Raw genomic sequence first — 26,999 nt, forward strand, 5'->3', positions numbered from 1 at the left:
TCTCCGTCAGGCCGGAAGCGTGTTCACGCAGTTGCGGCCGTTCTGTTTGCAGAAATAAAGCGCCTGGTCGGCGCGCTTGAGCGCGCCCTCGATGTCGGACTGGCCGTCGCGCAGCACCGAGATGCCGATGCTGACGGTGACCGGAATCACGGTGCCGGCGCAGACCACCGGACGTTCGGCGATGCGTTCGCGGATGCGCTCGGCGAGATGGCGCGCCTGTTCCTCGCCGCAGTCCGGCAGCGCGATCACGAACTCCTCGCCGCCGTAGCGGCCGAGCACGTCGCCGAAGCGCAGCACCGAGCGGATGCGCAGGGTCACGTCCTTGAGCACGTAATCGCCCACATCGTGGCCGTGGCTGTCGTTGATGCGCTTGAAGTGGTCGAGGTCGGCGAACAGCACGGCCATGCTGCGGCCGCTCTTCTCGGTCTGCACCGCGGCGATGCGCAGGCGTTCGTCCAGCGCGCGCCGGTTGTAGACCTCCGTCAGCGAGTCCATCCGCGCCAGATGCTCGTTGGCGTCGCGCTCGCGTTTGTACAGCAGAATGCGTTCGCCCAGACCGAGGTACAGCAGGATGCCGGCCAGCACATAGGTGGCCGGGAACACCAAGCCGACGAATTCGTTGAACGGCAGCCGCAGGCTTATTTCGACGATGCGCCAGAACGAGAACACCAGCAGCGGCGTCCAGGACAGCAGATACAATTTGCCCGCGCGCTGGCCGGCGCGGATCAGCAGGATGCTGGCCAGGATGCCGTTGACCGTGCCGGCGACGATCACCAGATTGCCCAGGATGGAGCCCAGCGGATTGTCGCGGAAGCCGGGCAGGAAGCTGCCGATCAGCAACAGCAGGAAGCCGCCGATGATGGCGCGCTGCACCAGAGCCAGGCGCGGCGTGCGCCGGCGCATCTCGAGGAAGATGTAGGCGAAATGGGTCATCACCGCGCAGGCGGCCAAGCCCATGATGCGTTGCAGCGGGTACTCGGCGTCCAGGCCGGCCAAGCCCGGATAATGGAACACGTCGCCGTTGTTGGTCAGCACGAACAACAGGCTCAGGAAGATGCCGGCGGCGAGGATCAGGAAGGTGGTCTCCCGCATGATCAGGCTCAGCACGAAGCCGGCCAGCACCAGGGCCAGGATGGTGCCTTCGACCATGCTGTGCCAGCGGATCTGCTCGCCGTCCTGCACGCGCAGTACGTCTTCTGCCGCCAGACCGAGCTTCAGCGGCGAGACCTCGCCGGTTTGCACCCGCCAGTACACCGAATCGCCGGCGCGCATTTCCGGCGGCAAGGCCACCACCATCAGGCGCGGCGAGAAGCCGTGGTTGCCCTGCCGGTCGAGCTGCGAGAAGCGCAGGGGCGCCGGGCTGCCCGGCAGCCAGACCTCCGAATGGGTCAGGCTGACCGCGCTCAGATGCAGCATCGGGTCGGAAATGCCGTCCAAGTCACGGCGGATTTCCACGCGCCACCAGCCGCTGGTTTCCGGCATCGGGCTGAACGCCTGTTTGTCGACGGGGATTTCCCGATCACGGTATTTGCCGGCCAGAACCGATTGCCATGGCAGGTCGGCCGGGCCGACGCGATAGACGCGCAATGGCGTATCGGATTGCGCCCACGACAAAACCGGCATGCAACATGCCAGCGCCAGCAGCAATCCGATCAGCCCCCTGATTTTCCCCATCGGCGCATCGTAACCGATTGTCCGGCTTTACAAAAGCCCGGGAACGGCGCACTTCCGCCGTCTTCCGGCGTCTGTTAGGATGGGCTCCCCGTCCACGGAGCAGCGCCATGAAAGACCAAGACAGGAAAAAAGCCATCAAACTCCTCAATGAAATCATGGAGTTCGAACTCTCCGGCGTGGTGCGCTACACCCACTATTCGCTGATGGTGTTCGGCTACAACCGCATCCCCATCGTGTCCTGGCTGAAAGGCAACGCCGACGAAAGCCTGGCCCACGCCCGCAAGGCCGGAGAGCTGGTGACCATGCTCGGCGGCCATCCGTCGCTGAGGATCGGGGCCCTGCTGGAGACCGAGAAACACGACATCGGCGACATCCTGCGCGAAAGCCTGGAGCACGAGAAGCAGGCCGGCCAGTGCTATTACAAACTGCTCAAGCTGGTCGAAGGCAAATCGGTGATCCTCGAGGAATACTGCCGCGAGATGATCTACCAGGAAGAACTGCATCTGGACGAAGTCAACAAGATGCTGCGCAAGCCGGGCGAACTGACGCCGTTCAAGGATTGATCCGGCGCGGCGGGCCGGCCTTCGCCGGCTCGCCCCAATCGTCCATCAGAGCGATGTACAGCAGCTTCTCGAACTCGGGAATGAAGCGCCGGATCACCGCGTCCGGATCCGGCATCAGCTTGGCGTCGGCGATCAGGCCGAAATGCACCTTGCCGTTGTAGCTCAGGATGCTGACGCCCAGGCCGATCGAGCCGGTCTGCGGCACCCAGAACATCTGCTCGGCGATCTTCGCGCCTGCCAGATACAGCGGCATCTGCGGACCCGGCACATTGGTGGCGACGGTGGTGGCCTTGCGGCTGAAGACCTCGAACGCCAGGTTCTGCACCATCGGCGGCGCCATGCCCAAGGCGGCCAACAGGCCGTACACCACCACCGCTTGGCGCGACTGCTTGAGCTGCTTCATGCTTTCCACCACCCGCAGCAGTCGGCTGACCGGATGGTGCTCGCCGACCGGCAGGTCGAGGAACACCAGGCCGAAATGGTTGCCGAGCTTCTTGGCGTGTTCCAGCGGCCGCAGGTTGACCGGCACCGTGGCGCGGATCGACACCCCGTCCAGCGACTCGCCGCGCTCGAGCATGTAACTGCGCAGGGCGCCTGCCATCGAAGCCATCAGCACGTCGTTGACCGTGGCGTCGAAGGCGCGGGAAATCGCCTTGACCTCCTCCAGCGGCAACGGCGGCGCCCAAGCCACGCGCTTGCTGACGCCCAAGCGGCCGCGCAGCACGGTTTCCGGGTCATCGCTGAGCGACAGCGCCAGCGCCAGCTCGCGGGCGATCTCGCCGCCCTCCTTGGCCACCACGCCGGCCAAGGTCGGATCTCGGTAGAAATCCATGCTCTTGCCGAGCAGGTCCTCGCCGAGCTTCATGTAGCGGTCGATGACGCCCATGCGTGCACGCACCGCCCGTCCGTCTTCCTTCAGCCAAGTCTTCGACAGCGGCTCGCGTTTGCGCGGCCGGGCTTCGGCATCGGTCATCGACAACAGCACCTGCACCAGGGCGATGCCGTCGGCATAGCAGTGGTGGATGCGCGTCACCAACGCAGAGCCTCCGCCGTATTTCTCGATCAGATCGAATTGCCAGAGCGGCTTGCTCTTGTCCAGCGGCGTGGACGCCATCTGGCTGACGAAGCGCTCCAAGGCGGCTTTGTCGGCCTTGCCCGGCAAGGCGGAAAGCCGTACGTGATGGTCCAGGTCGAAATCGGCGTCTTCCTGCCAGAAGGTTCCGGTGGCGGTTTCGACCACCTTCTGCCGGAAGCGCGGATAGGCCATGAAACGCTCGTGGATGACCTTCTGCAGACCGGGGAGCGTCACCGGCGTCTCGAACATCATCACGCCGGTGATCATCATCAGGTTGGTCGGCCGTTCCATGCGCAACCAGGCCTGGTCGACCCGGCTCATCGGCGATTTTCGAGGGGCTTTGCGGGTCGCGGCCATAGGGGAACCGGAAGAGGATTCGGCTCCACTTTACCGCAAGCCCCCGCCGGACACTAGCGCCGGCTATAGGCCGCCAAGGCCGCCGCGCGCGACTCGCCCAGATCCACCATCGGCGCAACCGGATACTCCGGCGCGGAATGGCGGAGCAGTTCCGGCCGTTGCCAGGGCGCGAACACCAGCGGCGTCGGCAACTGCTGCAGCTCCGGCACCCAGCGCTTGATGTAACGCGCCTGCGGATCGAACTTCTCGGATTGGCTGACCGGATTGAAGATGCGGAAGTACGGGGCGGCATCGCAGCCGGTGCCGGCCGTCCACTGCCAGCCCTGGCTGTTGTTGGCCAGATCGGCGTCCAGCAGCGTGTCCCAGAACCAGCGCGCGCCGTGCAGCCAGTGGTGGCGTAGGTTCTTGCACAGGAAGCTGGCCACGATCATGCGCACCCGGTTGTGCATCCAGCCGGTGTGCCAGAGCTCGCGCATGCCGGCGTCCACGATCGGGATGCCGGTGCGGCCGCGCTGCCAGCGCGCCAGCGATTCCGCATCGGGCTCGGCCCAGTCGAAACGGTCGAACTGCGGGTTCAGGTTATGGTCGGTGGAGTCCGGGAAATGGTGGATCAGGTGGTAGGAGAATTCGCGCCAGCCCAGTTCGGACCGGAAATGGGCCAAGTCGGCCTGGCCGGTCTCCGACAGGCGCAGCGTCGCCGTCCGCCGCCAGATCTGCTGCGGCGAAATTTCGCCGAAGTGCAGGTGCGGCGACAGTTTCGAGGTGCCGGTCCGGTCGGGCAGGTTGCGCTGCTCCTTGTAACCTTCGACGGCGCCTTCGCAGAACGCCTCCAGCAGTTCCCGGGCGCCTTCCTCGCCCGGCCGCCAATGGCTCCAGAAGCCCGCATGCCAGGCGATGGCCGGCAGCAGGCCCAACTGCTCGATGCCTAGACCGACGGCCTCGACGGACGGCAGGCGCGATGGCGCCGGGTATTCGGCACGCAGGCTGAAAGCGGCCGAGGCATTGCGCCAGAACGGGGTGAACACCTTGTAGGGCGTACCGGAACCGGTCTGCACCTGCCAAGGCTCCACCAGCAGGCTGGCGTTGAAGCGCTTGACCGCAATGCCGCTGCGCTCGAAGGCCTGCTGCACGCGGGCGTCGCGCGCCTGCAGCAACGGCTCGTAGACGTTGCCGAAATACAGGGCTTCGGCGCGGGTTTCGCGCTGCAGGCGTTCGAGCTCGGCCAGGCTCGCGCCGCGCGCGATGACCAGACGTCCACCGCGGGCTTCGATATCGCGATGCAGGCTGAGCAGGGAGAAATGCAGCCAGGCGAGCGAGGCGGCGCCCGGCGCCCAAGCCCCCTCTTCCTCCGGCGCGTGCACATACACCAGCACCGGCGCGTAGCCGTCGGCGATGGCTTGGGCCAGCGCGGGATTGTCGTGCAGGCGCAGATCGCGCCGCAACCAGACCAATGCGTTCGCCACAGGGCCTCCGGAATCTCGATTAAACAGCTATTACAGCGCGCCGGCCGTCGCGCCGGCGTGAATCTCAGGCTTCGACGAAGCGGACCCGGCGGGTGATCGAGCAGGTCAGCTCGTAGCTGATGGTGCCGGCGGCGGCAGCCACTTCCTCGACCGGCAACCCCTCGCCCCACAGCACCACCGGATCGCCGACGGCGGCCTCGGGTTGGCCGCGCAGGTCAAGCGTCATCAGGTCCATCGAGACCCGTCCGATGATCGGCACGCGGCGGCCGTTCAACAGCACCGGCGTGCCGGGACGGATCACGCGCGGATAGCCGTCGCCGTAGCCGATGGCGGCGACGCCGACCGGCATGTCCTCCGGACAGGTGTAGATGCCGGAATAGCCGATGCGCTCGCATTTGGCGACGGTCTGCACGGAAATCAGGCGCGTGCTCAGGGTCATCGCCGGCCGCAGGCCGAAATCGGCGCCGGTCTTGCCCTCGCCGACCGCCAGCCCGTACAGGGCGCCGCCGGCGCGCAACCACTGCCGGTGGGCCTCCGGCCAGATCAGGATGCCGGCCGAATTGGCGATGGACGCCGCGGCCGAGGGCGGCAGGTGGTCGCCGAAGGTCCGCAGCTGCTCGGCCGTCTGCGGGCTTCCGGTGTCCTCGGAACTGGCCAGGTGGCTCATGCAGACGATGTCCGCCGCCACGTTCGGCAAGGCCCGCAGACGGGCGTGGGCGGCGGCGAAATCGGCCGGCGCGAAGCCGAGGCGGTGCATCCCGCTGTCCATCTTCAGCCAGACCTTCAGCGGCGAGCCGTGGTCGGCCGCCAGCATGTCCAGCTGCGTGCGGTGGTGCACGACGGTGTCGACGTCCAGCTGGCGCAGCTGCTCCAGGTCGGCCGGCTCGTCGAAACCGGACAGCAGCAGGATCTTCTGCGAGAAACCGGCGGCGCGCAGGCGCTGCGCGTCCGACAGCGCCGCCACGCCGAAGCCGTCGGCGCCGGCCAAGGCGTGCGCCACGCGCTCCAATCCGTGCCCGTAACCGTCGGCCTTGACCACCGCCATCACTTTCGCGTGCGGGGCGCGGGCGCGGACCACGGCCAGGTTGTGGCGCAGCGCGTCGATGTGGATATGGGCGGTGGTCGCGCGGGCCATGGCTTACTCGAAACTGCCGTGCTGGTCGTGGGCCAGGTTGTCGAAGCGGGTGTACTCGCCGAAGAACTTCAGCTTGAAGGTGCCGGTCGAGCCGTTACGGTGCTTGCTGATGATGACTTCCGCCAGCCCCTTGTCCTGCGATTCCTTGTTGTAGTACTCGTCGCGGTAGATGAACAGGATAATGTCGGCGTCCTGCTCGATACCGCCGGATTCGCGCAGGTCGGACATCACCGGGCGCTTGTCGGTCCGGCTTTCCAGGCCGCGGTTGAGCTGCGAGAGCGCGATGACCGGGATGTCGAGCTCCTTGGCCAGCGCCTTCAGCGAGCGCGAGATCTCGGAGATCTCGGTGGCGCGGTTCTCCTTGCTGCCCGGCACCTGCATCAGCTGCAGGTAATCGACCACGATCAGGCCGAGGTCGTGCTCGCGCTTCAGGCGCCGGGCGCGGAACGCCAGCTCCTGCGGCGACAGCGCCGGCGTGTCGTCGATGAAGATCTTCGACTCGGTCAGCATCCGGATCGCCATGGTCAGCCGCGACCAGTCCTCGTCCTCGAGCGTGCCGGAACGCAGGCCGTTGGCGTTGATGCGGCCGATCGACGACAGCAGGCGCTGCGCCAGCTGGCCGGCCGACATCTCCATCGAATACACCGCCACCGCCTTCTTGGTCTTCAGCGCCGCGTATTCGGCGATGTTCAGCGCCAGCGTGGTCTTGCCCATGGCCGGACGCGCGGCGAGGATGATCAGGTCCTGCTTCTGCAGGCCGGAGGTCATCTCGTCGAACTCGCTGAAGCCGCTCGGCAGGCCCGACAGCGCGCCCTGGTTCTCGTAGCGCTTGATGATCTGGTCGTAGGCCTCCTTGGCGGCGTCCTTGATGGCCACGAAACCCTTCTTGGCGCGCGCCCCCTGCTCGGCGATCTTGAACACCGCCTGCTCGGCGCTGGCCAGCAGCTCCTTGATGTCGCGGCCGTCCGGCGCGAAGCCGTTGTTGACGATGTCGGTGCCGGCTTCGATCATCTGCCGCAGCACCGATTTCTCGCGCACGATCTCGGCCCAGGCCCGGATGTTGGCGGCCGACGGCGTCTGGCTGACCAGATCGACCAGGTATTCGGTGCCGCCGACCTGGTTGGCGCGGTTGTTGGCGCTCAGCCACTCGCCGATGGTGATGGCGTCGAACGGCTGGTTGCGCTCGGACAGCTCGAGGATGGCCTGGTAGATGACCCGGTGCGCCTGCAGGTAGAAGTCGTCCGCGACCAGCAGGTCGCCGAGGTGGTTGATCGACTCCGGCGACAGCATCAGGCCGCCGAGCACGGCCTGCTCGGCCTCGACCGACTGCGGCGGCACTTTCAGTTCATCGACGCGGCGGTTGCCGGACAGGGATTCGGGACGTGCGGACATGGCTTCTCGGGGCGTTGACGCAGGACTCTATCGTACCGCGTTCGGCGGCCGGACGTTGCGGATAACGCTGTGGATATCCGGTGGAATTCACGGCAAAAAAAACCGCCCGGAGGCGGTTTCTTTCGTTGCGGGCGGAACCGGCGATCAGGCCGCTTCCGGCACCACGGTCACTTTGACCTTGGCGTCGACGTCGGCGTGCAGGTGCACGGCGACCTCGAATTCGCCGGTGCGGCGGATCGGGCCTTCGCCCATCACCACTTCCGACTTCTCCAGCTTGTGGCCGGCGGCGGTGAAGGCTTCCGCGATGTCGCGGGCGCCGATCGAACCGAACAGCTTGCCTTCGGCCGAGGCGTTGGCCGAGATGGTGACGGCGGCGCCGTCCAGCGCATCCTTGCGGGCGTTGGCGGCGGCCAGCACGGCGGCAGCCTTGGCTTCGTACTCGGCGCGCTTGGCTTCGAACGCGGCGACGTTGTCGGCGGTGGCCGGCACGGCCTTGCCGTACGGGATCAGGAAGTTGCGGCCGAAGCCCGGTTTGACGACCACTTGGTCGCCGAGGCCGCCGAGGTTGGCGACTTTTTGCAGCAGGATGACTTTCATGATGACTCCAGTTCTATACGTTAGCGGGCGGAAACCGCCCGCAGCGGGTGCTGTCCGTACAACGTTCGGATCAAACGTCGTGGTTGTCGGTATACGGGATCAGGGCCAGGAAGCGGGCACGCTTGATCGCGGCCTGCAGCATGCGCTGGTACTTGGCCTTGGTGCCGGTGATGCGGCTCGGCACGATCTTGCCGTTCTCGGTGATGTACTGGCGCAGCGTGTTCAGGTCTTTGTAATCGATGCTGGTGGCGCCTTCGGCGGAGAACTTGCAGAATTTGCGGCGACGGAAGAATTTCGACATGGTGTGTTCCTCGGGTCTCAGGCAGCGGATTCGCTGGTTTCGGCGTCGTCGCTTTCGACGGTCTCGGCGGCGGCTTCGGCGCCGTCGTCGTCACGGCGGCGGCGGTCGCCCTTGTCGTCCTTGTGCTTCATGATCAGGGACTGCTCGGTGACGGCCTCGTCCATGGACAGCACCAGGTGGCGCAGCACGGCGTCGTTGAAGCGGAAACCGTCGGTCAGCTCGTTCAGCACGGACTGGTCGCACTCGATGTTCATGAGCACGTAGTGGGCCTTGACCAGGTTCTCGATCGAATAGGCCAGCTGGCGGCGGCCCCAGTCTTCCAGGCGGTGGATCTTGCCGTTGGCGCCCTCGATGAGGGACTTGTAGCGCTCGACCATGGCCGGCACTTGTTCGGACTGGTCCGGATGGACCATGAACACGACTTCGTAATGACGCATTGTGATGTTTCCTTGTGGATGATGGCCTTGCGGCCAAACAGCCCCCCGCGGATGCGGTGGAGCAAGAACTCCCGCCAGGTGCGGGAGCCGCATAGTATGACCGGCTTTTACCGGAAAGACAAGGCGTTACGGCGTTTCGGACGGTTCAGGCGGCCGATTCGGCGGTGGTGAAGCTCTCGCCGCAGCCGCATTCCCCGGTGACCCGGGGGTTCCTGAACTGGAACTGCTGGTTCAGGCCCTGGCTGATGAAGTCGATTTCCGTGCCTTCCAGCTGAACCAAGGCGTCTTCCGGCACCCGCACGTCGACGCCGTGGCTGGTGAACACACGCTCGCCGTCCTGGGCCCGGGTGGCGATGTCCAAGGCGTAGGTCCAGCCCGAACAGCCGCTGCGGCGGACCGACACCGACAGACCGATGCCCCCCGGGGTCTGGCTCAGGTACTGTTTGACGCGTTCGGCGGCGGCGGGAGTCAGGGTGACGGACATGCGGATGGACCTCGTCAAAGATGTCGTTAACGGTTGGGGAATGCCGTTCGAACGGGTATTCTATAGCAACGTAACGTGTAGATTGCGTCGATTCCCGGAGATTCAAGTATGGCAGTGGCAAGCATCCAACAGGTGCTCGACGGCAAGGTGGCCGTGGGCGAAACCGTAACGGTCCAAGGCTGGGTGCGCACCCGCCGCGACTCGAAGGCGGGCCTGTCCTTCATCAACCTGAGCGACGGTTCAGGCTTCGCGCCGATCCAGATCGTGGCGCCCGCCCTGCTGGCCAATTACGAATCCGAGGTCAAGCGCCTGAGCGCCGGCTGCGCCGTGCGCGCCACCGGCGCCGTCGCCGCGTCCGAAGGTCAGGGCCAGGCCTACGAGCTGCAGGCCGAGACCATCGAAGTGGTCGGCTGGGTCGAAGACCCGGAAACCTACCCGATCCAGCCCAAGGCGCACAGTCTGGAATTCCTGCGCGAAGTCGCCCATCTGCGGCCGCGCACCAACCTGTTCGGCGCGGTCAGCCGCATCCGGCACTGCATGGCGCAGGCCATCCACCGCTTCTTCCACGAGCAGGGCTTCTACTGGATCAACACCCCGATCATCTCGACCTCGGACGCCGAAGGGGCCGGCCAGATGTTCCGCATCTCCACGCTCGACATGATGAACCTGCCGCGTACCGCCAAGGGCGAGGTCGACTTCAGCAAGGACTTCTTCGGCAAGGAAGCGTTCCTGACCGTATCCGGCCAGCTGAACGTGGAGGCCTACTGTCTGGCGCTGTCCAAGGTGTACACCTTCGGACCGACCTTCCGCGCCGAAAACTCGCACACCACCCGCCACCTGGCCGAATTCTGGATGATCGAACCGGAAATCGCCTTCGCCGACCTGAACGACGACGCCGCGTTGGCCGAGGCGTTCCTGAAGTACATCTTCAAGGCCGTGCTGGACGAACGCATGGACGATTTGACGTTCCTGGCCGAACGCGTCGAGAAGACCGCGATCAGCAAGCTGGAGGCCTTCATCAACGCGCCGTTCGAGCGCATCGAATACGGCGACGCCATCACGCTGCTGCAGAAGTCCGGCCAGAAGTTCGACTATCCGGTCGAATGGGGCCTCGACCTGCAGACCGAGCACGAACGCTGGCTGACCGAACAACACGTCGGCCGGCCGGTGGTGGTGGCCAACTACCCCGAGCACATCAAGGCCTTCTACATGCGCCTGAACGACGACGGCCGCACCGTGGCCGCGATGGACGTGCTGGCACCGGGCATCGGCGAGATCATCGGCGGTTCGCAGCGCGAGGAGCGTCTGGACGTGCTCGACGCGCGCATGCGCCAGTTCGGCCTGGATCCGGCGCACTACCAGTGGTACCGCGACTTCCGCCGCTACGGCAGCGTGCCGCACGCCGGCTTCGGCCTCGGCTTCGAGCGCCTGGTGGTGTACGTCTGCGGCCTGCAGAACATCCGCGACGCGATCCCCTATCCGCGCGCGCCCGGCCTGGCCACCTTCTGACATGTGGATCGGACTGGTCTTCGCCTTCCTCGGCGTGTTCGGCTCGGCCCTGCCCGGCCACTTCGGCATGCGCGTGCTGGCCTACCGCGAGCATCTGGACCGGCAATTGCCATTCGCGCCCGGCACCGGCCAAGGCGGCCTGCCCTACAGCTGGTGGCTGATGCGTTTCGGCCACAAGGCCCATCCGCAGGCGCGGGTGCTGAACCAGTTCGGCAACCTGGCCGGCGTGTTCGGCTGGATCGCGCTGGTGGCGCTGGTCGCCGCCGTCTTCTGTTTCATCATGAGCAAGGCCTGAGTGCATGGACGAATACGACGATCTTCCCGAATACCTCATCGTCTCCGAACAGTGGTGGCTGGCCCGGCCGGAGCACCTGCTGGTCTGGGCCCGCCTGCGGGTCACCGAAAACGGCGTCGCCTTCGTGTTCGACAGCAAGGGCGAGACCCTGGCGTTCGAAAGCGAGGACATCGCCCGTGCCGCGCTGATGGACGCCGACTTCCGCTCGTTCGACGGCATGGACGAGGACGACGCCGACAGCCTGGGCCTCTGGCTGGAGGAGCTCGAGCCGCCGCAGGGCGACAACGACGAGGATCTGTTGCCGCAGATGATCAAGACCATCGGTCCGAGGCACTGACGTGGCCGTCCTGCTCGGCCGAAAAGCCCTGGTCTGCGGCGCCTCGGAAGGCATCGGTCTGGCCTCGGCACGCGCCCTGGCGACGCTCGGCGCCGACGTCACCCTGCTGGCCCGCCGCGAAGACGCCCTGCGTGCCGCACTGGCCACTCTGGACGACCGCCACGGGCAAGCGCATGCCCTGCTGGTAGCCGACCTGCTCGACCTGCATGCCGTCTTGCCCGGCATCGCCGGCGCCGGTTACGGCATTGTGGTCAACAACAGCGCAGGGCCGGCCGGCGGCGCCTTGCAAAACGCCGACGAAGCGCAGCTGCTGACGGTGTTCCGACAGCATGTGATCGGCGCCCAACAGCTGCTGCAGGCGGTGTTGCCTGGCATGCGCGCGGCGCGCTGGGGCCGTATCGTCAACGTCATCTCGACCTCGGTCAAGGAACCGATTCCGATACTGGGTGTGTCGAACACCATCCGCGGCGCCATGGCGTCCTGGGCCAAGACCCTAGCCACCGAACTGGCCGCCGACGGCATCACCGTCAACAACGTGCTGCCGGGCTATACGCGCACGCAGCGCCTGCAGCAGATCCTGCGCGACCGCGCCGCGGCCACCGGCAAATCCGAAGCTGCCGTCGCCGAAGCCATGCTGGCCAGCGTGCCGGCGGCGCGCTTCGCCGAAGCCGAGGAAATCGCACACGCCGTGGCCTTCCTGTGCCAACCGATGTCGGGTTACATCAACGGCGTCAATCTGCCGGTGGACGGCGGCCGCACCAAGTCGCTGTAAGAGGCCGACCGGCTGTACGGATGCGGTATCCTATGGCGTCTACGGGGAGAGCGCATGATTGGCATTGAACACTGGATTGCCGGCGAACGACGGGCCTCCGCGGCCGCCGATCGGTTGCCGGTATCCGATCCGGCGACCGGCACGGTTTATGCCGAGTGCCCGCGCGGCCACAGCCAGGACGCCGAGGCGGCGGTCGCCGCCGCCGAAGCCGCCTTCCCGGTTTGGTCGGTGCTGAAACCGAGCGAACGCGCGCGTTGGCTGAATCGCTTGGCCGATGCCATCGAAGCCCGCAGCAAGGCGTTCACCGCCTGCGAGAGCCGGGACACCGGCAAGCCGCTGGCGCTGGTGCGCGACATCGAAGTGCCGCGCGCGGTCGCCAATTTCCGCTTCTTCGCCGCGCAGTGCCTGAATGCGCCGGACCACGCTTTTCACGACGAGGCCGGCCTGAATTACACCCGGCACGCGCCGCTCGGCACGGTGGCGGTGATCAGCCCCTGGAACCTGCCGCTGTATCTGCTGAGCTGGAAGCTGGCGCCGGCCTTGGCCGCCGGCAACTGCGTCATCGCCAAACCCAGCGAAATCACCCCGATGTCGGCCGAGCTGTTGGCTGAAGTCGCCCATTCCATCGGCTTCCCGGCCGGCGTGCTGAACCTCCTGCAAGGCGCCGGCGACACCGTCGGCGCGGCCTTGGTCGCGCATCCGCGCGTGCGCGCCGTCAGCTTCACCGGCTCGACCCGCGTCGGCCACACCATCGCCGCCGAATGCGCCCGGCAGTTCAAGAAAGTGACGCTCGAGATGGGCGGCAAGAATCCGGCCGTGGTGTTCGATGACGCGCCGGAACACACGCCCGCCGCGCTGCTGCGCGCGGCGTTCCAGAACAGCGGCCAGATCTGCCTGTGCGCTTCGCGCATCCTGGTGCAGCGCGGCCGCTACGAACAGGTGAAAGCCGCCTTGGTGCGCGATGCCGCGGCGCTGCGGGTCGGACCGCCCTCGGATTCGGCCTCGCAGCTCGGCCCGATGATGTCGAAAGCGCATTTCGATAAGGTTATGGCTTATATCGCCTTGGCCCGCGAGGAAGGCGGCCGCATCCTGTGCGGCGGCGAAGCGGTCGAACGCGACGGCGGCTGGTACATCGCGCCGACCCTGATCGAAGGCCTGCCGATGTCGGCGCGCAGTTGCCGTGAGGAGATTTTCGGCCCGGTGGTCAGCCTGCATCCGTTCGAAGACGAGCGTGATGCCTTGGCGCTGGCCAACGATTCCGAATACGGCCTGGCCGCCAGCGTCTGGACCCGCGACCTCGGCCGCGCCCGGCGCATGGCCGACGGCCTACAGACCGGCATCGTCTGGATCAATACCTGGATGCAGCGCGACCTGCGCACGCCGTTCGGCGGCATGAAGCAGTCCGGCTTCGGCCGCGAGGGCGGCCTCGAGGCGCTGCTGTTCTTCACCGAACCGAAAACCGTCTGCATAGGAACCGACTGAATGCCCGAACTGAAGCAACTGCTCGAACAGAACAAGGACTGGGCGCAGCGCGTGCTGGCCGAGGATCCGGGCTTCTTCGCGCGTCTGGAGAAACTGCAGAGCCCGAAGCACATGTGGATCGGCTGCTCGGATTCGCGGGTGCCGGCCAACCAGATCACCGGCATGGATCCGGGCGAGGTGTTCGTGCACCGCAACGTCGCCAACGTGGTGGTTCACACCGACCTGAACTGCCTGAGCACCCTCCAGTTCGCGGTCGACATGCTGCAGGTCGAACACATCATCGTCTGCGGCCACTACGGCTGCGGCGGCATCCAGGCCACGCTCGATGGCCGCCGCATCGGACTGGTCGACAACTGGCTGCGGCACGTCGGCGACGTGCTCGACAAACACCAGGAACGCCTTGACGCGGTGGTGTCGGCCCGGCGCCACAACACGCTGTGCGAACTGAACGTGATCGAGCAGACCCTGAACGTCTGCCAGAGCACGGTATTGCAGGACGCCTGGCAGCGCGGCCAGACCATCACCGTACACGCCTGGATTTATTCGCTGCACAACGGTCACATCCGCGCGCTGAACACGGGCATCGAGAGCACCGAAGGCATCGTGTCCGGCTACCGCAACGCGCTGGCCGCGTGCTGGGAGCGCGCCCATGGCTGAGGCCATCCACGCCGGCGACGCGCCCAAGGCGGTCGGCTCGTATCCGCATGCGCGCCGTGCCGGCGACTGGCTGCTGCTGTCCGGCATCGGCCCGCGCGATCCGGCCGACGACCGCATCGCCGGCAACGTGTACGCCCCGGACGGCAGCCTGCAGAGCTACGACATCATCGCGCAATGCCATGCGGTGTTCGCCAACGTCAAGGCCGTGCTGCAGGCCGCCGGCGCCGGCATGCACGACCTGGTCGACGTCACCGTGTATCTGACCGACATGGCCGCCGACTTCGCGGCCTACAACCGGGTCTGGCGCGAATACTTCCCGGATCCGGCCACGGCACCCTGCCGCACCACGCTCGGCATCACCGCGCTGCCGACGCCGATCGCCATCGAACTCAAATGCACCGCCTATCTGGGAAAATGACATGCTGCCGCCGGCCTTCAACCTGCACGCCTGGATCGACGAGCACCGGCACCTGCTGAAGCCGCCGGTCGGCAACAAATGCATCGTCGACGGCGACTTCATCGTCATGGTCGTCGGCGGCCCGAACCAGCGTACCGATTACCACGTCGAGGACGGCCCCGAGTTCTTCTACCAGATCGAGGGCGAGATGGTGCTGCGCATCCAGGAAGACGGCGCCGTGCGCGACATCCCGATCAAGGCCGGCGAGATGTTCTACCTGCCGCCGCGCGTGCCGCATTCGCCGCAGCGCATGCCCGGCTCGGTCGGCCTGGTGATCGAACGCCGGCGCCTGGCGCACGAACAGGACGCGCTGCGCTGGTTCTGCGAGGCCTGCAACGCCGGACTGTACGCGGAGTCCTTCCAGCTGACCGACATCGAGAACCAGTTCCACGCCGTATTCGAGCGCTTCTACCGCTCACTTGAACACCGCATCTGCAAAGCCTGCGGCCACCTCAACCCGGCGCCGGCGCGCTTCCACGCCGAATCCTGAGGCCAGTACATGCTTCCCGTCGACCTGTTCTCCGCCGATCTGCTCGCCGCCAACCTGCTCTCGCCGGTGGTGTTGGCGTTCGCCTTGGGTCTGCTGGCCCGGCTGCTGCGCAGCGACCTGGAAATCCCGGCCGCGATCCAGAGCTACCTCTCCATCTTCCTGCTGCTGGCCATCGGCCTGAAGGGCGGCGTGGCGTTGCGGCAACAGACGCCACACGACCTGCCCGTGCTGATCCTCGCCACCATCGCGCTCGGCGTAGTGACCGCGTTCAGCGCCTACGGCCTGGCCCGGCTCTGGCTGCGCGACGGCCGCATCGACGGCTCCGCCATCGCCGCCCACTTCGGTTCGGTATCGGCGGTGACCTTCATCGCCGCGCAGCAGTTCAGCGAACGCAGCGGGCAGCCGGCCGATGCCGTGTTGGTGGCGTTGGTGGTGGCGATGGAAATCCCCGCCATCCTGGTCGGCCTGGCGCTGGCCAAGGGCGCCCAGGGCGTGCGCTGGCATCACGTACGCGAAGTGTTGACCGGCAAGACCGCGCTGCTGCTGCTCGGCGGCTTGACCATCGGCGCGCTCAGCAGCGCCGATGCGCTGGCCAAGGTCGACGCCATGTACTTCCAGCTGTTCCAGGGCACGCTGATGCTGTTCATGCTCGACATGGGCCTGTTGGCCGGCGGCCAGCTGCGCTTTGTCGGCCGCAGCGCGCTGCGGTTGATGGCATTCGCCACCGCGTTGCCCTTGCTGCACGGCCTGCTCGGCGTTTCGCTCGGCCACGCCATCGGCATGGACGCCGCGACCTCGGCGGTGTTCGGCACCATGGCCGCCAGCGCCTCGTACATCGCCGCGCCGGCTTCCATCCGCGCGTCCCTGCCGGAAGCCAACGTCGGTCGTTGCATTACCGCCGCGCTCGGCTTCACCTTCCCGTTCAATCTCGCCATCGGCATCCCGCTGTACTTCGCGTTCGCCGCGTTACTGAGCCGTCTCTGAGCACGTCATGCTGAAAATCGACACCCACGCCCATTACCTGCCCCGCGACTGGCCCGATTTGGCCGCCAAATACGGCGACAGCCGCTTCCCGGTGATCCACCATGGCAGCGACGGCGGCCACCGGATCTACAAGGACGGCAAGTTCTTCCGCGAAATATGGCCGAAGACCTGGGATCCGCAGGAGCGCATCGCCGACTACGCGCGCTTCGGCGTGCAGGTGCAGGTGATCTCCACCGTGCCGGTGATGTTCAGCTATTGGGCCGCGCCGAACCAGGCGCTGGAACTGCACCAGAGCCTGAACGACCACATGGCGCAGACCTGCCGCGAGCATCCGCGCCACTACGCCGGCATCGGCACCGTGCCGTTGCAGTCGCCGCGCCTGGCGATCCAGGAGATGGAACGCTGCATCGACCAGCTCGGCCTGAGCGGCGTGCAGATCGGCTCGCACGTCAACGACTGGAACCTGGACGCCGCCGAACTGCAGCCGTTCTTCGAGGCCGCACAGGATCTGGGCGCCGCCATCCTGGTGCACCCGTGGGACATGATGGGCGCCGAATCGATGCCGAAATACTGGATGCCCTGGCTGGTCGGCATGCCGGCCGAGCAGAGCCGCGCCGCCTGCGCGCTGGTGTTCGGCGGCGTACTGGAGCGTTTTCCGCGCCTGAAGGTGATGCTGGCGCACGGCGGCGGCAGCTTTCCGTACACCATCGGCCGCATCGAGCACGGCTTCCATATGCGCCCGGATCTGGTGGCCACCGACAACCCGGGCAATCCGCGCGACTACTTGCGCCGGCTGTATTTCGACTCCTGCGTGCACGATGGCCGCGCCCTGCGCTATTTGATCGACACCGTCGGCCTTGACCGCATCATGCTCGGCACCGATTACCCGTTCCCGCTCGGCGAACAGGAGCCGGGCTCCGGCATCCGCGGTCTGGCGCTCGGCGAGGACGCCGATGCCCAGCTGTTCCACCGTACCGCGCTGTCCTGGCTCGGTCTCGACGCCCGGCGGTTCGCGCCATGAGCGGCCTGTTTACGGAAGCGCACGCGCTGGCGCAGGACCTGGCCGATCCGCTGGCGCATTTCCGCGCCCTGTTCCACATCCCGCAGCACCAGGGCCGCGATCAATGGTATTTCTGCGGCAATTCGCTCGGCCTGCAGCCGAAGAGCGTGCGCGCGGCCTTGCAGCAGGAGCTCGACGACTGGGCCGCGTTCGGGGTGGAAGGCCACTTCCACGCCAAACATCCGTGGATGCCCTACCACACCGAACTGCGCGACCTGCTGGCCGAGTGCGTCGGCGCCAAGCCGCTGGAAGTGGTGGCGATGAATTCGCTGACGGTGAACCTGCATCTGCTGATGGTCAGCTTCTACCGCCCGACCCCGACCCGGCCGGCCATCGTCATCGAACAGGGTGCGTTTCCGTCCGACCGCTACGCGGTCGAATCGCAGATCCGCTTCCACGGCCACGATCCGGCCGAGTGCCTGATCGAAGTCGGCGCCGATTCGGACAGCGGCTTGGTGACCGAAGACGCCTTGGCGCAAGTGATGGCCGAACACGGCCACCGCGTGGCCTTGGTCCTTTGGCCCGGCGTGCAGTACCGCACCGGACAGGCATTCGACCTGCGCGCGATCAGCGTGCTCGGGCACACGCACGGCAGCAAGGTCGGCTTCGACCTGGCGCATGCGGTCGGCAACCTGCCGCTGCAGTTGCATGCCTCCGGCGCCGACTTCGCCGCCTGGTGCAGCTACAAATACCTGAACGCCGGCCCGGGCGCGATCGCCGGCGCGTTCGTGCACGAACGACACGCCACCGCCGCCTTGCCGCGCTTCAACGGCTGGTGGGGCCACCGCCAGGACACCCGCTTCAAGATGGGCGCCGAATTCCAGGGCTCGCCCGGCGCCGACGGTTGGCAGCTCAGCAATCCGCCGATCTTAGCCATGGCGCCGCTACGCGCCTCGCTGGAGATCTTCCAGCAGGCCGGCATCGACGCCCTGCGCCGCAAATCCAAAGCCCTGACCGGCTATCTGGCCGCGCTGATCGCGCAGGAGCTGGCCGGCGTCATCCGCAACGTGACCCCGGCCGACCCGGAGCGCCGCGGTTGCCAACTGAGCCTGCAGGTGTTGGCCGGTCGCGAGGCCGGACGTGCGCTGTTCGAACACCTGATGGCCGAAGGCGTGATCGGCGATTGGCGCGAACCGGACGTCATCCGGCTGTCGCCGACGCCGCTGTACAACCGCTTCGGCGATTGCTATCACGCGGTGCGCGTGATCAAGCAATGGGCGGACGCACGATGAAGGCGCAGCGCATCCACATCATCGGCGCCGGCCTGGCCGGCACCCTGCTCGCCATCCTGCTCGTACGCCGCGGGCATTCGGTGCGGGTGTTCGAGAAGCGCCCGGATCCGCGGCAAACCGGTTACCAAGGCGGCCGCTCGATCAACTTGGCGCTGGCCTTCCGCGGATTGCATGTGCTGCGGCAGGCGGGTCTGGACGCGGCGGTGATGCCGCAGACGGTGATGATGCGCGGCCGCATGGTGCACGACGTCGATGGCCGGCAGAATTTCCTGCGCTATGGCAAGGACGATTCGGAGGTGATCTGGTCGGTCCATCGCGGCCGCCTGAATCGGGCGCTGATCGACGCCGCCGAGGCGCTGGGCGTACGGATCGAATTCAACGCGCAGATCCGCGACCTCGACCTCGACGCCGGTTGCTTCACCCTGCAGGACGCCGACGGCGGGCGCGTGGAGCGCTTCGAGCGGCTGATCGGCGCCGACGGCGCCGGCTCGCAGGTGCGCCAGGCGATGGTGGCCGCCGGTTCGGTCACGGCCCGCACTGAATCGCTGGGCCATCATTACAAGGAACTGGAGATCGCGCCGGCCGACGACGGCAGCTTCCGCCTCGACGGCAACAGCCTGCACATCTGGCCGCGCGGCGGCTTCATGTGCATCGCGTTGCCCAACACCGAGCGCACCTTCACCGTCACCTTGTTCCTGCCGGCGTCCGGCGAGACCGGTTTCGACTGCATACGCAGCCCGCAGGACGCGCGCGCGTTCTTCCATGCGCAGTTCCCGGACGCGCTGGCGCTGATCGCCGATTTCGAGCAGGACTGGACGCAAAACCCGGAGAGCCCGCTGTCGACCCTGTATCTCGACCGCTGGCACCACCGCGACCGCGCCGTGCTGCTCGGCGACGCCGCGCATGCGATGGTGCCGTTCCACGGCCAAGGCATGAACTGCGCGTTCGAGGACTGCCTGGCCCTGCTCGAGGCCGTCGAGGCCGAAGCCGATTGGGAGACGGCCATCGCCCGTTACCAACGCGAACGCCAGGCCAACGCCGCCGCCATCCAGGCCATGGCGCTGGAAAACTACATCGAGATGCGCGACCGGGTCGACGACGCCGACTTCCTGCTGCAGCGCGCGCTGGAACGCGAACTGGCCGCGCGCCACCCCGAACGCTTCGTGCCGCGCTATTCGATGGTCAGCTTCCGGCGCACGCCCTATACCGTGGCGCTTGCCCGCGGCAGCGTGCAACGGGACATATTGCAGACGCTGTGTGCAGGAAAATCCGACATCGCACAGGTCGATTTCGCGCTAGCCTCGGAACTGGTCCATCGCCGTCTCGAGCCCCTGCATGACTGACACCTTCCTCTGGTTCGACCTGGAGACCTTCGGCCGCAGTCCGCGCGAAAGCCGTATCGCCCAATTCGCCGCGATCCGTACCGACGCCGCGTTGCAGCCGGTCGGCGAGCCGATCTCGCTGTTCTGCCGGCCGGCCGACGACTTCCTGCCGGAACCGGAAGCGGCGCTGATCACCGGCCTGACGCCGCAGGCGGTGTCCGCCGCGGGCCTGTGCGAGGCCGAGTTCATGGCCGTGCTGCACGAGCAGTTCAGCCAGCCGGGCACCTGCGCGCTGGGCTACAACACCCTGCGCTTCGACGACGAATTCATCCGCTTCGGGCTGTACCGCAACTTCTTCGACGCCTACGAGCGCGAATACGCCGGCGGCAACTCGCGCTGGGACCTGCTGGACGTGATGCGCATGCTGTACGCGCTGCAGCCCGGCGCCCTGCAGTGGCCGCTGCGCGAGGACGGCCAACCGAGCTTCAAGCTCGAACATCTGGCCAAGGCCAACGGCTGCTTCGAGGGCGAGGCGCACGAGGCGCTGTCGGACGTGCGCAGCCTGATCAACCTGGCGCGCAAGGCCAAGATGGCGGCGCCGGCGCTGTGGGATTACGCGCTGTCGCTGCGCGACAAGAACCGGGTGGCCGAACGCCTGCAGCCACACCGCGGCCGGCGCGTATTGCACGTATCCGGACAGTTCCCGGCCGCGCACGCCTGCACCGGACTGATGCTGCCGCTGATGACGCATCCGCTGATCAAGGGCCGCACGCTGGCGGTGGAACTGCGCCCGGAAGCCTTGATGCTGATCGAACGCGGCGCGGAAGAGATCGAACGCAACCTGTTCACCAAGGCCGCCTTGCTGCCCGAGGGCGAAGCGCGCATCGGAATCAAGGAAATCCACCACAACCGCTGTCCGATCGTACTGGAGCCGGAAGATGCCGCCGCGCTGGGCCTGAAACCGGACCTGGCCCGGCTCGGCATCGACCTGGCTCAGGCGCGCGAGATCCAGGCACAATTGCAGGCCGCCGCCGAACCGGTGATGGCCAAGCTCGCCGCCGTGTTCGGCAAGCCGCGCGAGTATGCCGACGACGATCCGGATGGCGCCCTGTACGCCGGCTTCATCGACCGCGCCGACAAGCTGAAATTCTCCAAGGCGCGCAGCAGCCAAGGCCAGGCGCCGCTGGTGTTCCACGACGCCCGGCTGACCGAGCTGTATTTCCGCTACAAGGCGCGCAATTGGCCGGAAACCCTGGATGCCGGCGAAGCCCGGCAATGGCAGGACTTCCGCCGCCTTAGGCTGACGCCGGAGCGCTTGGCGGCCTACCGCGAGGAATGCACGCGCCTGCTGGCCGAACAGCCCGGGCAGGCGCCGGTGCTGCAGGCCTTGCTGGACTGGGCGCAACGCATCGCGCCCTGACACGCGGGCGGCCCCGTGCGGGGCCGTCCAATATCCGGCAATAGGCCGGTTCAGTGCTTGATCATGATGTGGCGGATGGTGGTGTAATCCTCCAGGCCGTACATCGACATGTCCTTGCCGTAGCCGGACTGCTTGACGCCGCCGTGCGGCATCTCGCTGCACAGCATGAAGTGGGTGTTGACCCAGGTGCAGCCGTACTGCAGTTCGGCGCTGACGCGCATGGCCTTGCCGATGTCGGGAGTCCAGACCGAGGACGCCAGGCCGTAGTCGCTGTCGTTGGCGAAGGCGATGGCCTGGTCGACATCGCTGAAGCGCGACACCGAGACCACCGGACCGAACACTTCCTTGCGCACGATCTCGTCGGACTGGGTGGCGCCGGCGACCACGGTCGGCCGGTAGAAGTAGCCGCCCTCGCCGACCGCACCGCCGGTGGTGATTTCCATATGTCCGACGCCGCGCACGCGCTCGATGAATTCGGCCACGCGCTGCTGATGGGCCTGGCTGACCAGCGGCCCCATCTCGACGCCGTCCTCATCCTGCGTGCCGGTCTTGATGGTCGACACCGCGGCGGTCAGTTCCGCCACGAACTTCTCGTAGGCCTTGTCCTGCACGTACACGCGGCAGGCGGCGGTGCAGTCCTGGCCGGCGTTGTAGTAGCCGAAGGTGCGGATGCCTTCGACCGCGGCCTGGATGTCGGCGTCGTCGAAGATGATCACCGGCGCCTTGCCGCCGAGCTCCAGATGCGTGCGCTTGAGCGTGCGCGCGGCCACGTCCAGCATCTTCTTGCCGGTCGCGACCGAGCCGGTCAGCGAGATCATGCGCACCGGATCGGCATTCACCAGCGGTTCGCCGACCGTGCCGCCGCGGCCGAACAGCACATTGACGACACCGGCCGGCAACAGGTCGGCGATCAATTCGAAGAAGCGCAGCGCGGTCAGCGGCGTGATTTCGGACGGTTTCAGCACCAGGCAGTTGCCGGCGGCCAAGGCCGGCGCCATCTTCCAGGCCGCCATCATCAGCGGATAGTTCCAGGGCGCAATCGAGGCGATGACGCCGACCGGATCGCGGCGGATCATCGAGGTGTGGCCCGGCAGGTATTCGGCCGCGGCCGAACCGTTCAGCGTGCGCGCCGCGCCGGCGAAGAAGCGGAACACGTCGGCGATGGCCGGGATTTCGTCGTTCAGCGCCGCCGGGAACGGCTTGCCGCAATTGCGCGATTCCAACCGCGCTAGTTCCTCGGCATGCGCCTCGACCCGGTCGGCGATCTGCAGCAGCACCGCGGCGCGATCCTTCGGCGTGGTGCGCGCCCAACCTGCGAACGCCGCCTCGGCGGCGCGCACCGCGCGCGCCACCTGCTCTGGCCCGGCTTCGGCGATGCGCGCGATTTCCGCGCCGGTGGCCGGATCGTACACCGCCAGGCTTTCGCCGGTGCCGGTCTCGAGCCGGCCGTTGATCAACATCTGGGTCTGCATGGTTGCTCTCCTGGGTGGATGGTCATTTCCCGGCTCCGGCGACGGAGTCGGTGTCTCGGGTCAGGTAATAGGCGCCGAGGATCGGCAGCATGGTGGCCAGCATCACCATCAGCGCGACCACGTTGGTGATCGGCGTATCGCGCGGCTTGGACAGCTGGTTCAGCAGCCAGATCGGCAGCGTGCGTTCGCTGCCGGCGGTGAAGGTGGTGACGATTATCTCGTCGAAGCTGAGCGCGAACGCCAGCATGCCGCCGGCCAGCAGCGCGGTGGCGATGTTCGGCAACACCACATGGCGGAAGGTCTGGAAGCCGTCGGCGCCGAGGTCCATCGAGGCCTCCAGCAGCGAGGCCGACGTGCGCCGGAAACGGGCGATGACGTTGTTGTACACCACAACGATGCAGAACGTGGCGTGTCCGGTGACGATGGTCAGCATGCCGGATTCGAGGCCGGCCAGCTTGAACGCCGACAGCAACGCGATGCCGGTGACGATGCCCGGCAACGCGATCGGCAGGATGAACAACAGCGTGATCACCTCTTTGCCGAAGAAGGCGGTGCGGTACAGCGCGGCCGAGGCCAGGGTACCGAGCAGCATCGCCAACGCGGTGGCCTGCGCCGCCACCTCCACCGACAGCCAGACCGCCGCGCGCACGTCCTCGCGCGCGAAGGCCTTGGCGAACCACTCCAGGGTAAAGCCCTGCAAGGGAAAGCTGAACGAGCTGGCCTCGGTGTTGAACGCGTACATCGCGATGACCGCGATCGGGAAATGCATGAACAACAGCCCGCCCCAGGCGGCCGCCTTCATCAGCGGGTGGCCGTTAGAGCGCATCGAAGGCCCCCAGGCGCCGCGCCACGGCAAGATAGACGGCGATCAACACAATCGGCACCACGGTGAACGCCGCCGCCAACGGAATGTTGCCGGCCGCGCCCTGTTGCACGTACACGAAGTTGCCGATGAACAGGCCGGAGGGGCCGATCAGGGTCGGAATGATGAAGTCGCCGAGCGTCAGCGAAAAGGTGAAGATCGAACCGGCCACCACGCCGGGGAACGCCAACGGCAGCAGCACATGGCGGAACGTGGCGAACGGGCCGGCGCCCAGATCCTGCGAGGCCTGGGTCAGGCTCTGCGGCACCCGCTCGATGGCGGCCTGGATCGGCAAAATCATGAACGGCAACCAGATGTAGGTGAACACCAGAAAGCGGCCGAGGTGCGAGGTCGACAGCGTCGAGCCGCCGATGTATGGCAACGCCAGCAGGGATTCCAGCAGCGGCACCAGACCGAGCTTGCCGGCGACCCAGTACACGATGCCGCCCTTGGCGAGGATCACCGTCCAGCTGTAGGCCTTGACGATGTAGCTGGCCCACATCGGCAGCATCACGCCGATGTAGAACAGGCCCTTCTCGGCTTTGCCGGCGTGCACTGCCATGTAGTACGCGATTGGGAATGCGATCACGGCCGAGGCCAGGGTGACCGCCGAAGCCATCGCCACCGTGCGCACGATGATGTCCCAGTTGGCCGGCGCGAAGATGCGCGCGTAATTTTCCAGCGTCCACTCCGGCCGCACCGTCATCGAGAAGTCGTCGAAGCTGTAGAAACCCTGCATCAGCAGCGCCAGCAGCGAACCGAGATAGATCACCAGAAACCACAGCAAAGGCGGGCCCAGCAATACCGCCAGCAGCGCACGCGGATGCCGGTACAGGAAATCGGACAGCCGCCGCAGCGGCGTCTTCAGGTAGAGCGCGTTGGCCGCCATGCGCCGCTCAATCCCGCAACGGTACGACGGCCGATTCCGGCCAGGACAGGCGCACGGCATCGCCCGGAGTCGGCAAACCGCCGGCGTGCAGCATGCTGTTGGACAGCGTGACCGAGACCGGCAAGCCGTCGCCGACGGCGACTTCCAGCTGGCTGTTGGCGCCGTGGAAGCGCACCTCCAGCACGCGGCCTTCGACCGTATGGCCGTCGACCAGACCGCGGTCGACCGCGATGTTCTCCGGGCGCACCGAGAACGCCTGCCGGCGGCCGATCAGGCGTTCGGCGGCGGCGGCGTCGAAGATGTTGGCCGAGCCGACGAAATCGGCCACGAACACCGTTTCCGGACGGTTGTACAGCGTCTGCGGACTGGCGACCTGTTCGATGCGGCCCTGGTTGAACACCGCCACGCGGTCCGACATCGACAGCGCCTCGCCCTGGTCGTGGGTGACGAACACGAAGGTGATGCCGAGCCGCTTCTGCAGGGATTTCAGTTCCGACTGCATCTGCTCGCGCAGTTTCAAATCGAGCGCGCCCAGCGGCTCGTCCAACAACAGCACCTTCGGCCGGTTGACGATGGCGCGCGCCAGAGCGATGCGCTGGCGCTGGCCACCGGACAGCTGCGAGGGCCGACGCCCGGCCATCTCGGCCAAAGCCACGGAGGCCAAGGCCTCCTCGGCGCGGCTGCGCCGCTCGGTCTTGCCGACGCCTTTCACCATCAGGCCGTATTCCACGTTCTCCAGCACGTTCATGTGCGGAAACAGCGCGTAATCCTGGAATACGGTGTTGACGTCGCGCCGGTAGGGCGGCAATCCCGAGGCGACCTCGCCGCGGATGCGGATGCAGCCGCTGTCGGGCTGCTCGAAGCCGGCGATCAGCCTCAGACAGGTGGTCTTGCCGGAGCCGGACGGTCCGAGCAGGGAAAAGAATTCGCCATCGGGAATCGACAGGCTGACGCCGTCGACCGCGCGCACGGCACCGTATATGCGTGAAACCCGTTCAAACTCGACTGCAACTGCGGAGGTCATGACTGCTTCCATCGACACCATCGAAAAGGGCGAGGGGAACTCCCCTCGCCCGGCCCCGGAACGGAACGGTCAACCGCCCATGATGGCGATGTAGTCCTGGGTCCAGCGGCTGTACGGCACGCAGCCGGCCGGATCGGTGCAGCGCGCTTCCGGCGTGCGCCAGAAGTGGATCTTGTCGAAGTCGCCGAACCCGTTGGTCTTGCAGCCCTCGGCCCCGAGCAGCGCGTTGCCTTCGCAGGCCTTCGGCACCGCCGGCAACGAGCCGAACCAGGCCGCGACGTCGCCCTGCACTTTCGGGCTGATCGACCACTCCATCCAGGCGTAAGCGCAGTTCGGATGTTTGGCGTCCTTGTGCAGCATGGTGGTGTCGGCCCAGCCGGTGGCGCCTTCGACCGGCACCGCGGAGGCGATCGGCTGCTTCTCCAACTGCAACGCGTTGACCTGGTACGGCCAGGAGCCGGAAGCGACCACGCCCTCGTTCTTGAAATCGCTCATCTGCACGGTGGCGTCATGCCAGTAGCGGTGCACCATGGCCTTCTGCTTCTTCAGCAGATCGATGGCGGCGGCGTATTGCTGCTCGTTCAGCGCGTACGGGTCGGTGATGCCGAGCTCGGGACGCTTGGCTTTCAGATACAGCGCGGCGTCGGCGATGTAGATCGGGCCGTCGAAGGCCTGGATGCGGCCCTTGTTGGATTTGCCGTCCGGCAGCTTCTGCTCCTCGAACACCACGCCCCAGCTGGTCGGCGCGGTCTTGAACACGTTGGTGTTGTACATCAGCACGTTCGGGCCCCATTGATAGGGCACGCCGTAGTGCGTGCCGTCGACGGTATGCCAGGCGGCGTTCTGCAGGCGCTCGTCGACCGTGGCATAGGACGGCACGCGCGCGACGTCGATGGCCTGCACCTTGCCGCCGGCGACCAGGCGCAGCGAGGCGTCGCCGGAAGCGGTGACCAGGTCGTAGCCGCCCTGGTTCATCAGCGCCACCATTTCGTCGGAATTGCCGGCGGTCTTGACCGTGACCTTGCAGCCGGTCTGCTGTTCGAAGCCGGTGACCCAGTCGTAGTTCTTGTCGGTCTCGCCGCGCTCGATGTAACCCGGCCAGGCGATGATCGACAGCTCGCCCTCGAGGGCGTTCGACGCGGTTTGACCGGCATCGGCGCCGGCGGTTTGTTCTTCCTTCTTGCAGGCGCCCAATGCGGCGGCAACGGTGATGGCGAGTACGACGGGCTTCAGCGACTTGGACATGGCGTTTCCCTC

General features: G+C 66.7%; 28 protein-coding genes. 14 read left to right on the forward strand and 14 right to left on the reverse strand.

Annotation, left to right across the window (positions count from 1 at the left end; genetic code table 11):
- Window positions 1-6: 6 nt before the first annotated feature.
- Window positions 7-1,674, reverse strand: coding sequence for a sensor domain-containing diguanylate cyclase (locus tag IEV56_RS00485; protein ID WP_188446597.1), 1,668 nt, complete (start codon window positions 1,672-1,674; stop codon window positions 7-9).
- 107 nt (window positions 1,675-1,781) lie between these two features.
- Between IEV56_RS00485 and IEV56_RS00490 the strand changes: the two genes are divergently transcribed.
- The gene (locus IEV56_RS00490; protein ID WP_188446599.1) at window positions 1,782-2,237 is read left to right on the forward strand and encodes a ferritin-like domain-containing protein; all 456 of its coding nucleotides are present in this window, start codon (window positions 1,782-1,784) and stop codon (window positions 2,235-2,237) included.
- On the opposite strand, the gene IEV56_RS00495 is transcribed toward IEV56_RS00490, so the two are convergent.
- From IEV56_RS00495 to IEV56_RS00530, 8 genes are all read right to left on the reverse strand, one after another.
- Window positions 2,227-3,669 (reverse strand): WS/DGAT/MGAT family O-acyltransferase, encoded by a 1,443-nt coding sequence (locus IEV56_RS00495; RefSeq protein WP_188446601.1) that lies wholly within the window; start codon window positions 3,667-3,669, stop codon window positions 2,227-2,229. The genes IEV56_RS00490 and IEV56_RS00495 overlap by 11 nt on opposite strands.
- A gap of 53 nt (window positions 3,670-3,722) precedes the next feature.
- On the reverse strand, window positions 3,723-5,132 hold the full coding sequence (locus IEV56_RS00500; protein ID WP_188446603.1) for a cryptochrome/photolyase family protein: 1,410 nt from the start codon (window positions 5,130-5,132) through the stop codon (window positions 3,723-3,725).
- 64 nt (window positions 5,133-5,196) lie between these two features.
- Window positions 5,197-6,267 carry an alanine racemase gene (gene alr, locus IEV56_RS00505; protein WP_188446605.1) on the reverse strand — a complete coding sequence of 357 codons (1,071 nt, stop codon included), beginning with the start codon at window positions 6,265-6,267 and terminating at the stop codon, window positions 5,197-5,199.
- 3 nt (window positions 6,268-6,270) lie between these two features.
- Entirely contained in the window at window positions 6,271-7,659 is a 1,389-nt protein-coding gene (locus IEV56_RS00510) for a replicative DNA helicase (protein ID WP_188446607.1), read from the reverse strand.
- 144 nt (window positions 7,660-7,803) lie between these two features.
- Window positions 7,804-8,256 carry a 50S ribosomal protein L9 gene (rplI, locus tag IEV56_RS00515; protein WP_188446610.1) on the reverse strand — a complete coding sequence of 151 codons (453 nt, stop codon included), beginning with the start codon at window positions 8,254-8,256 and terminating at the stop codon, window positions 7,804-7,806.
- A 70-nt stretch (window positions 8,257-8,326) separates the two neighbouring features.
- Window positions 8,327-8,557 carry a 30S ribosomal protein S18 gene (rpsR, locus tag IEV56_RS00520; protein ID WP_188446612.1) on the reverse strand — a complete coding sequence of 77 codons (231 nt, stop codon included), beginning with the start codon at window positions 8,555-8,557 and terminating at the stop codon, window positions 8,327-8,329.
- A gap of 17 nt (window positions 8,558-8,574) precedes the next feature.
- Complete coding sequence (rpsF, locus tag IEV56_RS00525; RefSeq protein WP_188446614.1) at window positions 8,575-8,994, reverse strand: 30S ribosomal protein S6; 420 nt, start codon at window positions 8,992-8,994, stop codon at window positions 8,575-8,577.
- 145 nt (window positions 8,995-9,139) lie between these two features.
- Entirely contained in the window at window positions 9,140-9,478 is a 339-nt protein-coding gene (locus IEV56_RS00530) for a HesB/IscA family protein (protein ID WP_188446616.1), read from the reverse strand.
- A gap of 108 nt (window positions 9,479-9,586) precedes the next feature.
- Here IEV56_RS00530 and asnS point away from each other — a divergent pair, with 108 nt between their 5' ends.
- Genes asnS through sbcB form a run of 13 tightly spaced genes read left to right on the forward strand, consistent with a single transcriptional unit; the run spans window position 9,587 to window position 21,495 of the window.
- Window positions 9,587-10,987, forward strand: coding sequence for an asparagine--tRNA ligase (gene asnS / locus IEV56_RS00535; protein WP_188446618.1), 1,401 nt, complete (start codon window positions 9,587-9,589; stop codon window positions 10,985-10,987).
- A 1-nt stretch (window position 10,988) separates the two neighbouring features.
- The gene (locus IEV56_RS00540; RefSeq protein WP_188446620.1) at window positions 10,989-11,282 is read left to right on the forward strand and encodes a hypothetical protein; all 294 of its coding nucleotides are present in this window, start codon (window positions 10,989-10,991) and stop codon (window positions 11,280-11,282) included.
- A gap of 4 nt (window positions 11,283-11,286) precedes the next feature.
- Window positions 11,287-11,619, forward strand: coding sequence for a hypothetical protein (locus tag IEV56_RS00545; RefSeq protein ID WP_188446623.1), 333 nt, complete (start codon window positions 11,287-11,289; stop codon window positions 11,617-11,619).
- A gap of 1 nt (window position 11,620) precedes the next feature.
- Window positions 11,621-12,391, forward strand: coding sequence for an SDR family oxidoreductase (locus IEV56_RS00550; RefSeq protein ID WP_188446625.1), 771 nt, complete (start codon window positions 11,621-11,623; stop codon window positions 12,389-12,391).
- Between the two features lie 54 nt (window positions 12,392-12,445).
- Entirely contained in the window at window positions 12,446-13,873 is a 1,428-nt protein-coding gene (locus IEV56_RS00555) for an aldehyde dehydrogenase (protein ID WP_188446627.1), read from the forward strand.
- Window positions 13,874-14,530 (forward strand): carbonate dehydratase, encoded by a 657-nt coding sequence (can, locus tag IEV56_RS00560; protein WP_188446629.1) that lies wholly within the window; start codon window positions 13,874-13,876, stop codon window positions 14,528-14,530.
- A complete protein-coding gene (locus IEV56_RS00565; RefSeq protein ID WP_188446631.1) occupies window positions 14,523-14,948 on the forward strand; it encodes a RidA family protein in 426 nt (141 codons plus the stop codon). Before can ends, IEV56_RS00565 begins: the two co-directional genes overlap by 8 nt.
- Before the next feature lies 1 nt (window position 14,949).
- On the forward strand, window positions 14,950-15,477 hold the full coding sequence (locus tag IEV56_RS00570) for a 3-hydroxyanthranilate 3,4-dioxygenase (protein WP_188446633.1): 528 nt from the start codon (window positions 14,950-14,952) through the stop codon (window positions 15,475-15,477).
- A gap of 9 nt (window positions 15,478-15,486) precedes the next feature.
- Window positions 15,487-16,461, forward strand: coding sequence for a sodium-dependent bicarbonate transport family permease (locus IEV56_RS00575; RefSeq protein WP_229730116.1), 975 nt, complete (start codon window positions 15,487-15,489; stop codon window positions 16,459-16,461).
- Window positions 16,462-16,468: 7 nt separating this feature from the next.
- Window positions 16,469-17,482, forward strand: a complete 1,014-nt coding sequence (locus IEV56_RS00580; RefSeq protein ID WP_188446635.1) for an amidohydrolase family protein — start codon at window positions 16,469-16,471, stop codon at window positions 17,480-17,482.
- Window positions 17,479-18,753 carry a kynureninase gene (kynU, locus tag IEV56_RS00585; RefSeq protein WP_188446637.1) on the forward strand — a complete coding sequence of 425 codons (1,275 nt, stop codon included), beginning with the start codon at window positions 17,479-17,481 and terminating at the stop codon, window positions 18,751-18,753. The genes IEV56_RS00580 and kynU overlap by 4 nt, the downstream gene beginning before the upstream one ends.
- A complete protein-coding gene (locus IEV56_RS00590) occupies window positions 18,735-20,096 on the forward strand; it encodes an FAD-dependent oxidoreductase (protein WP_229730117.1) in 1,362 nt (453 codons plus the stop codon). Before kynU ends, IEV56_RS00590 begins: the two co-directional genes overlap by 19 nt.
- A complete protein-coding gene (gene sbcB, locus IEV56_RS00595; protein WP_188446639.1) occupies window positions 20,089-21,495 on the forward strand; it encodes an exodeoxyribonuclease I in 1,407 nt (468 codons plus the stop codon). The genes IEV56_RS00590 and sbcB overlap by 8 nt, the downstream gene beginning before the upstream one ends.
- A 50-nt stretch (window positions 21,496-21,545) precedes the next feature.
- On the opposite strand, the gene IEV56_RS00600 is transcribed toward sbcB, so the two are convergent.
- From IEV56_RS00600 to IEV56_RS00620, 5 genes are all read right to left on the reverse strand, one after another.
- A complete protein-coding gene (locus IEV56_RS00600) occupies window positions 21,546-22,967 on the reverse strand; it encodes a gamma-aminobutyraldehyde dehydrogenase (protein WP_188446641.1) in 1,422 nt (473 codons plus the stop codon).
- Between the two features lie 22 nt (window positions 22,968-22,989).
- The gene (locus tag IEV56_RS00605; protein WP_229730118.1) at window positions 22,990-23,793 is read right to left on the reverse strand and encodes an ABC transporter permease; all 804 of its coding nucleotides are present in this window, start codon (window positions 23,791-23,793) and stop codon (window positions 22,990-22,992) included.
- Window positions 23,783-24,718 (reverse strand): ABC transporter permease, encoded by a 936-nt coding sequence (locus IEV56_RS00610; protein ID WP_188446644.1) that lies wholly within the window; start codon window positions 24,716-24,718, stop codon window positions 23,783-23,785. The genes IEV56_RS00605 and IEV56_RS00610 overlap by 11 nt, the downstream gene beginning before the upstream one ends.
- A gap of 7 nt (window positions 24,719-24,725) precedes the next feature.
- Window positions 24,726-25,742 (reverse strand): ABC transporter ATP-binding protein, encoded by a 1,017-nt coding sequence (locus IEV56_RS00615; protein ID WP_188446646.1) that lies wholly within the window; start codon window positions 25,740-25,742, stop codon window positions 24,726-24,728.
- A 69-nt stretch (window positions 25,743-25,811) separates the two neighbouring features.
- A complete protein-coding gene (locus tag IEV56_RS00620; RefSeq protein ID WP_188446648.1) occupies window positions 25,812-26,987 on the reverse strand; it encodes an ABC transporter substrate-binding protein in 1,176 nt (391 codons plus the stop codon).
- Between the last annotated feature and the right edge of the window lie 12 nt (window positions 26,988-26,999).

The sequence above is a fragment of the Arenimonas maotaiensis genome, from assembly GCF_014638745.1.
Taxonomy (GTDB): domain Bacteria; phylum Pseudomonadota; class Gammaproteobacteria; order Xanthomonadales; family Xanthomonadaceae; genus Arenimonas; species Arenimonas maotaiensis.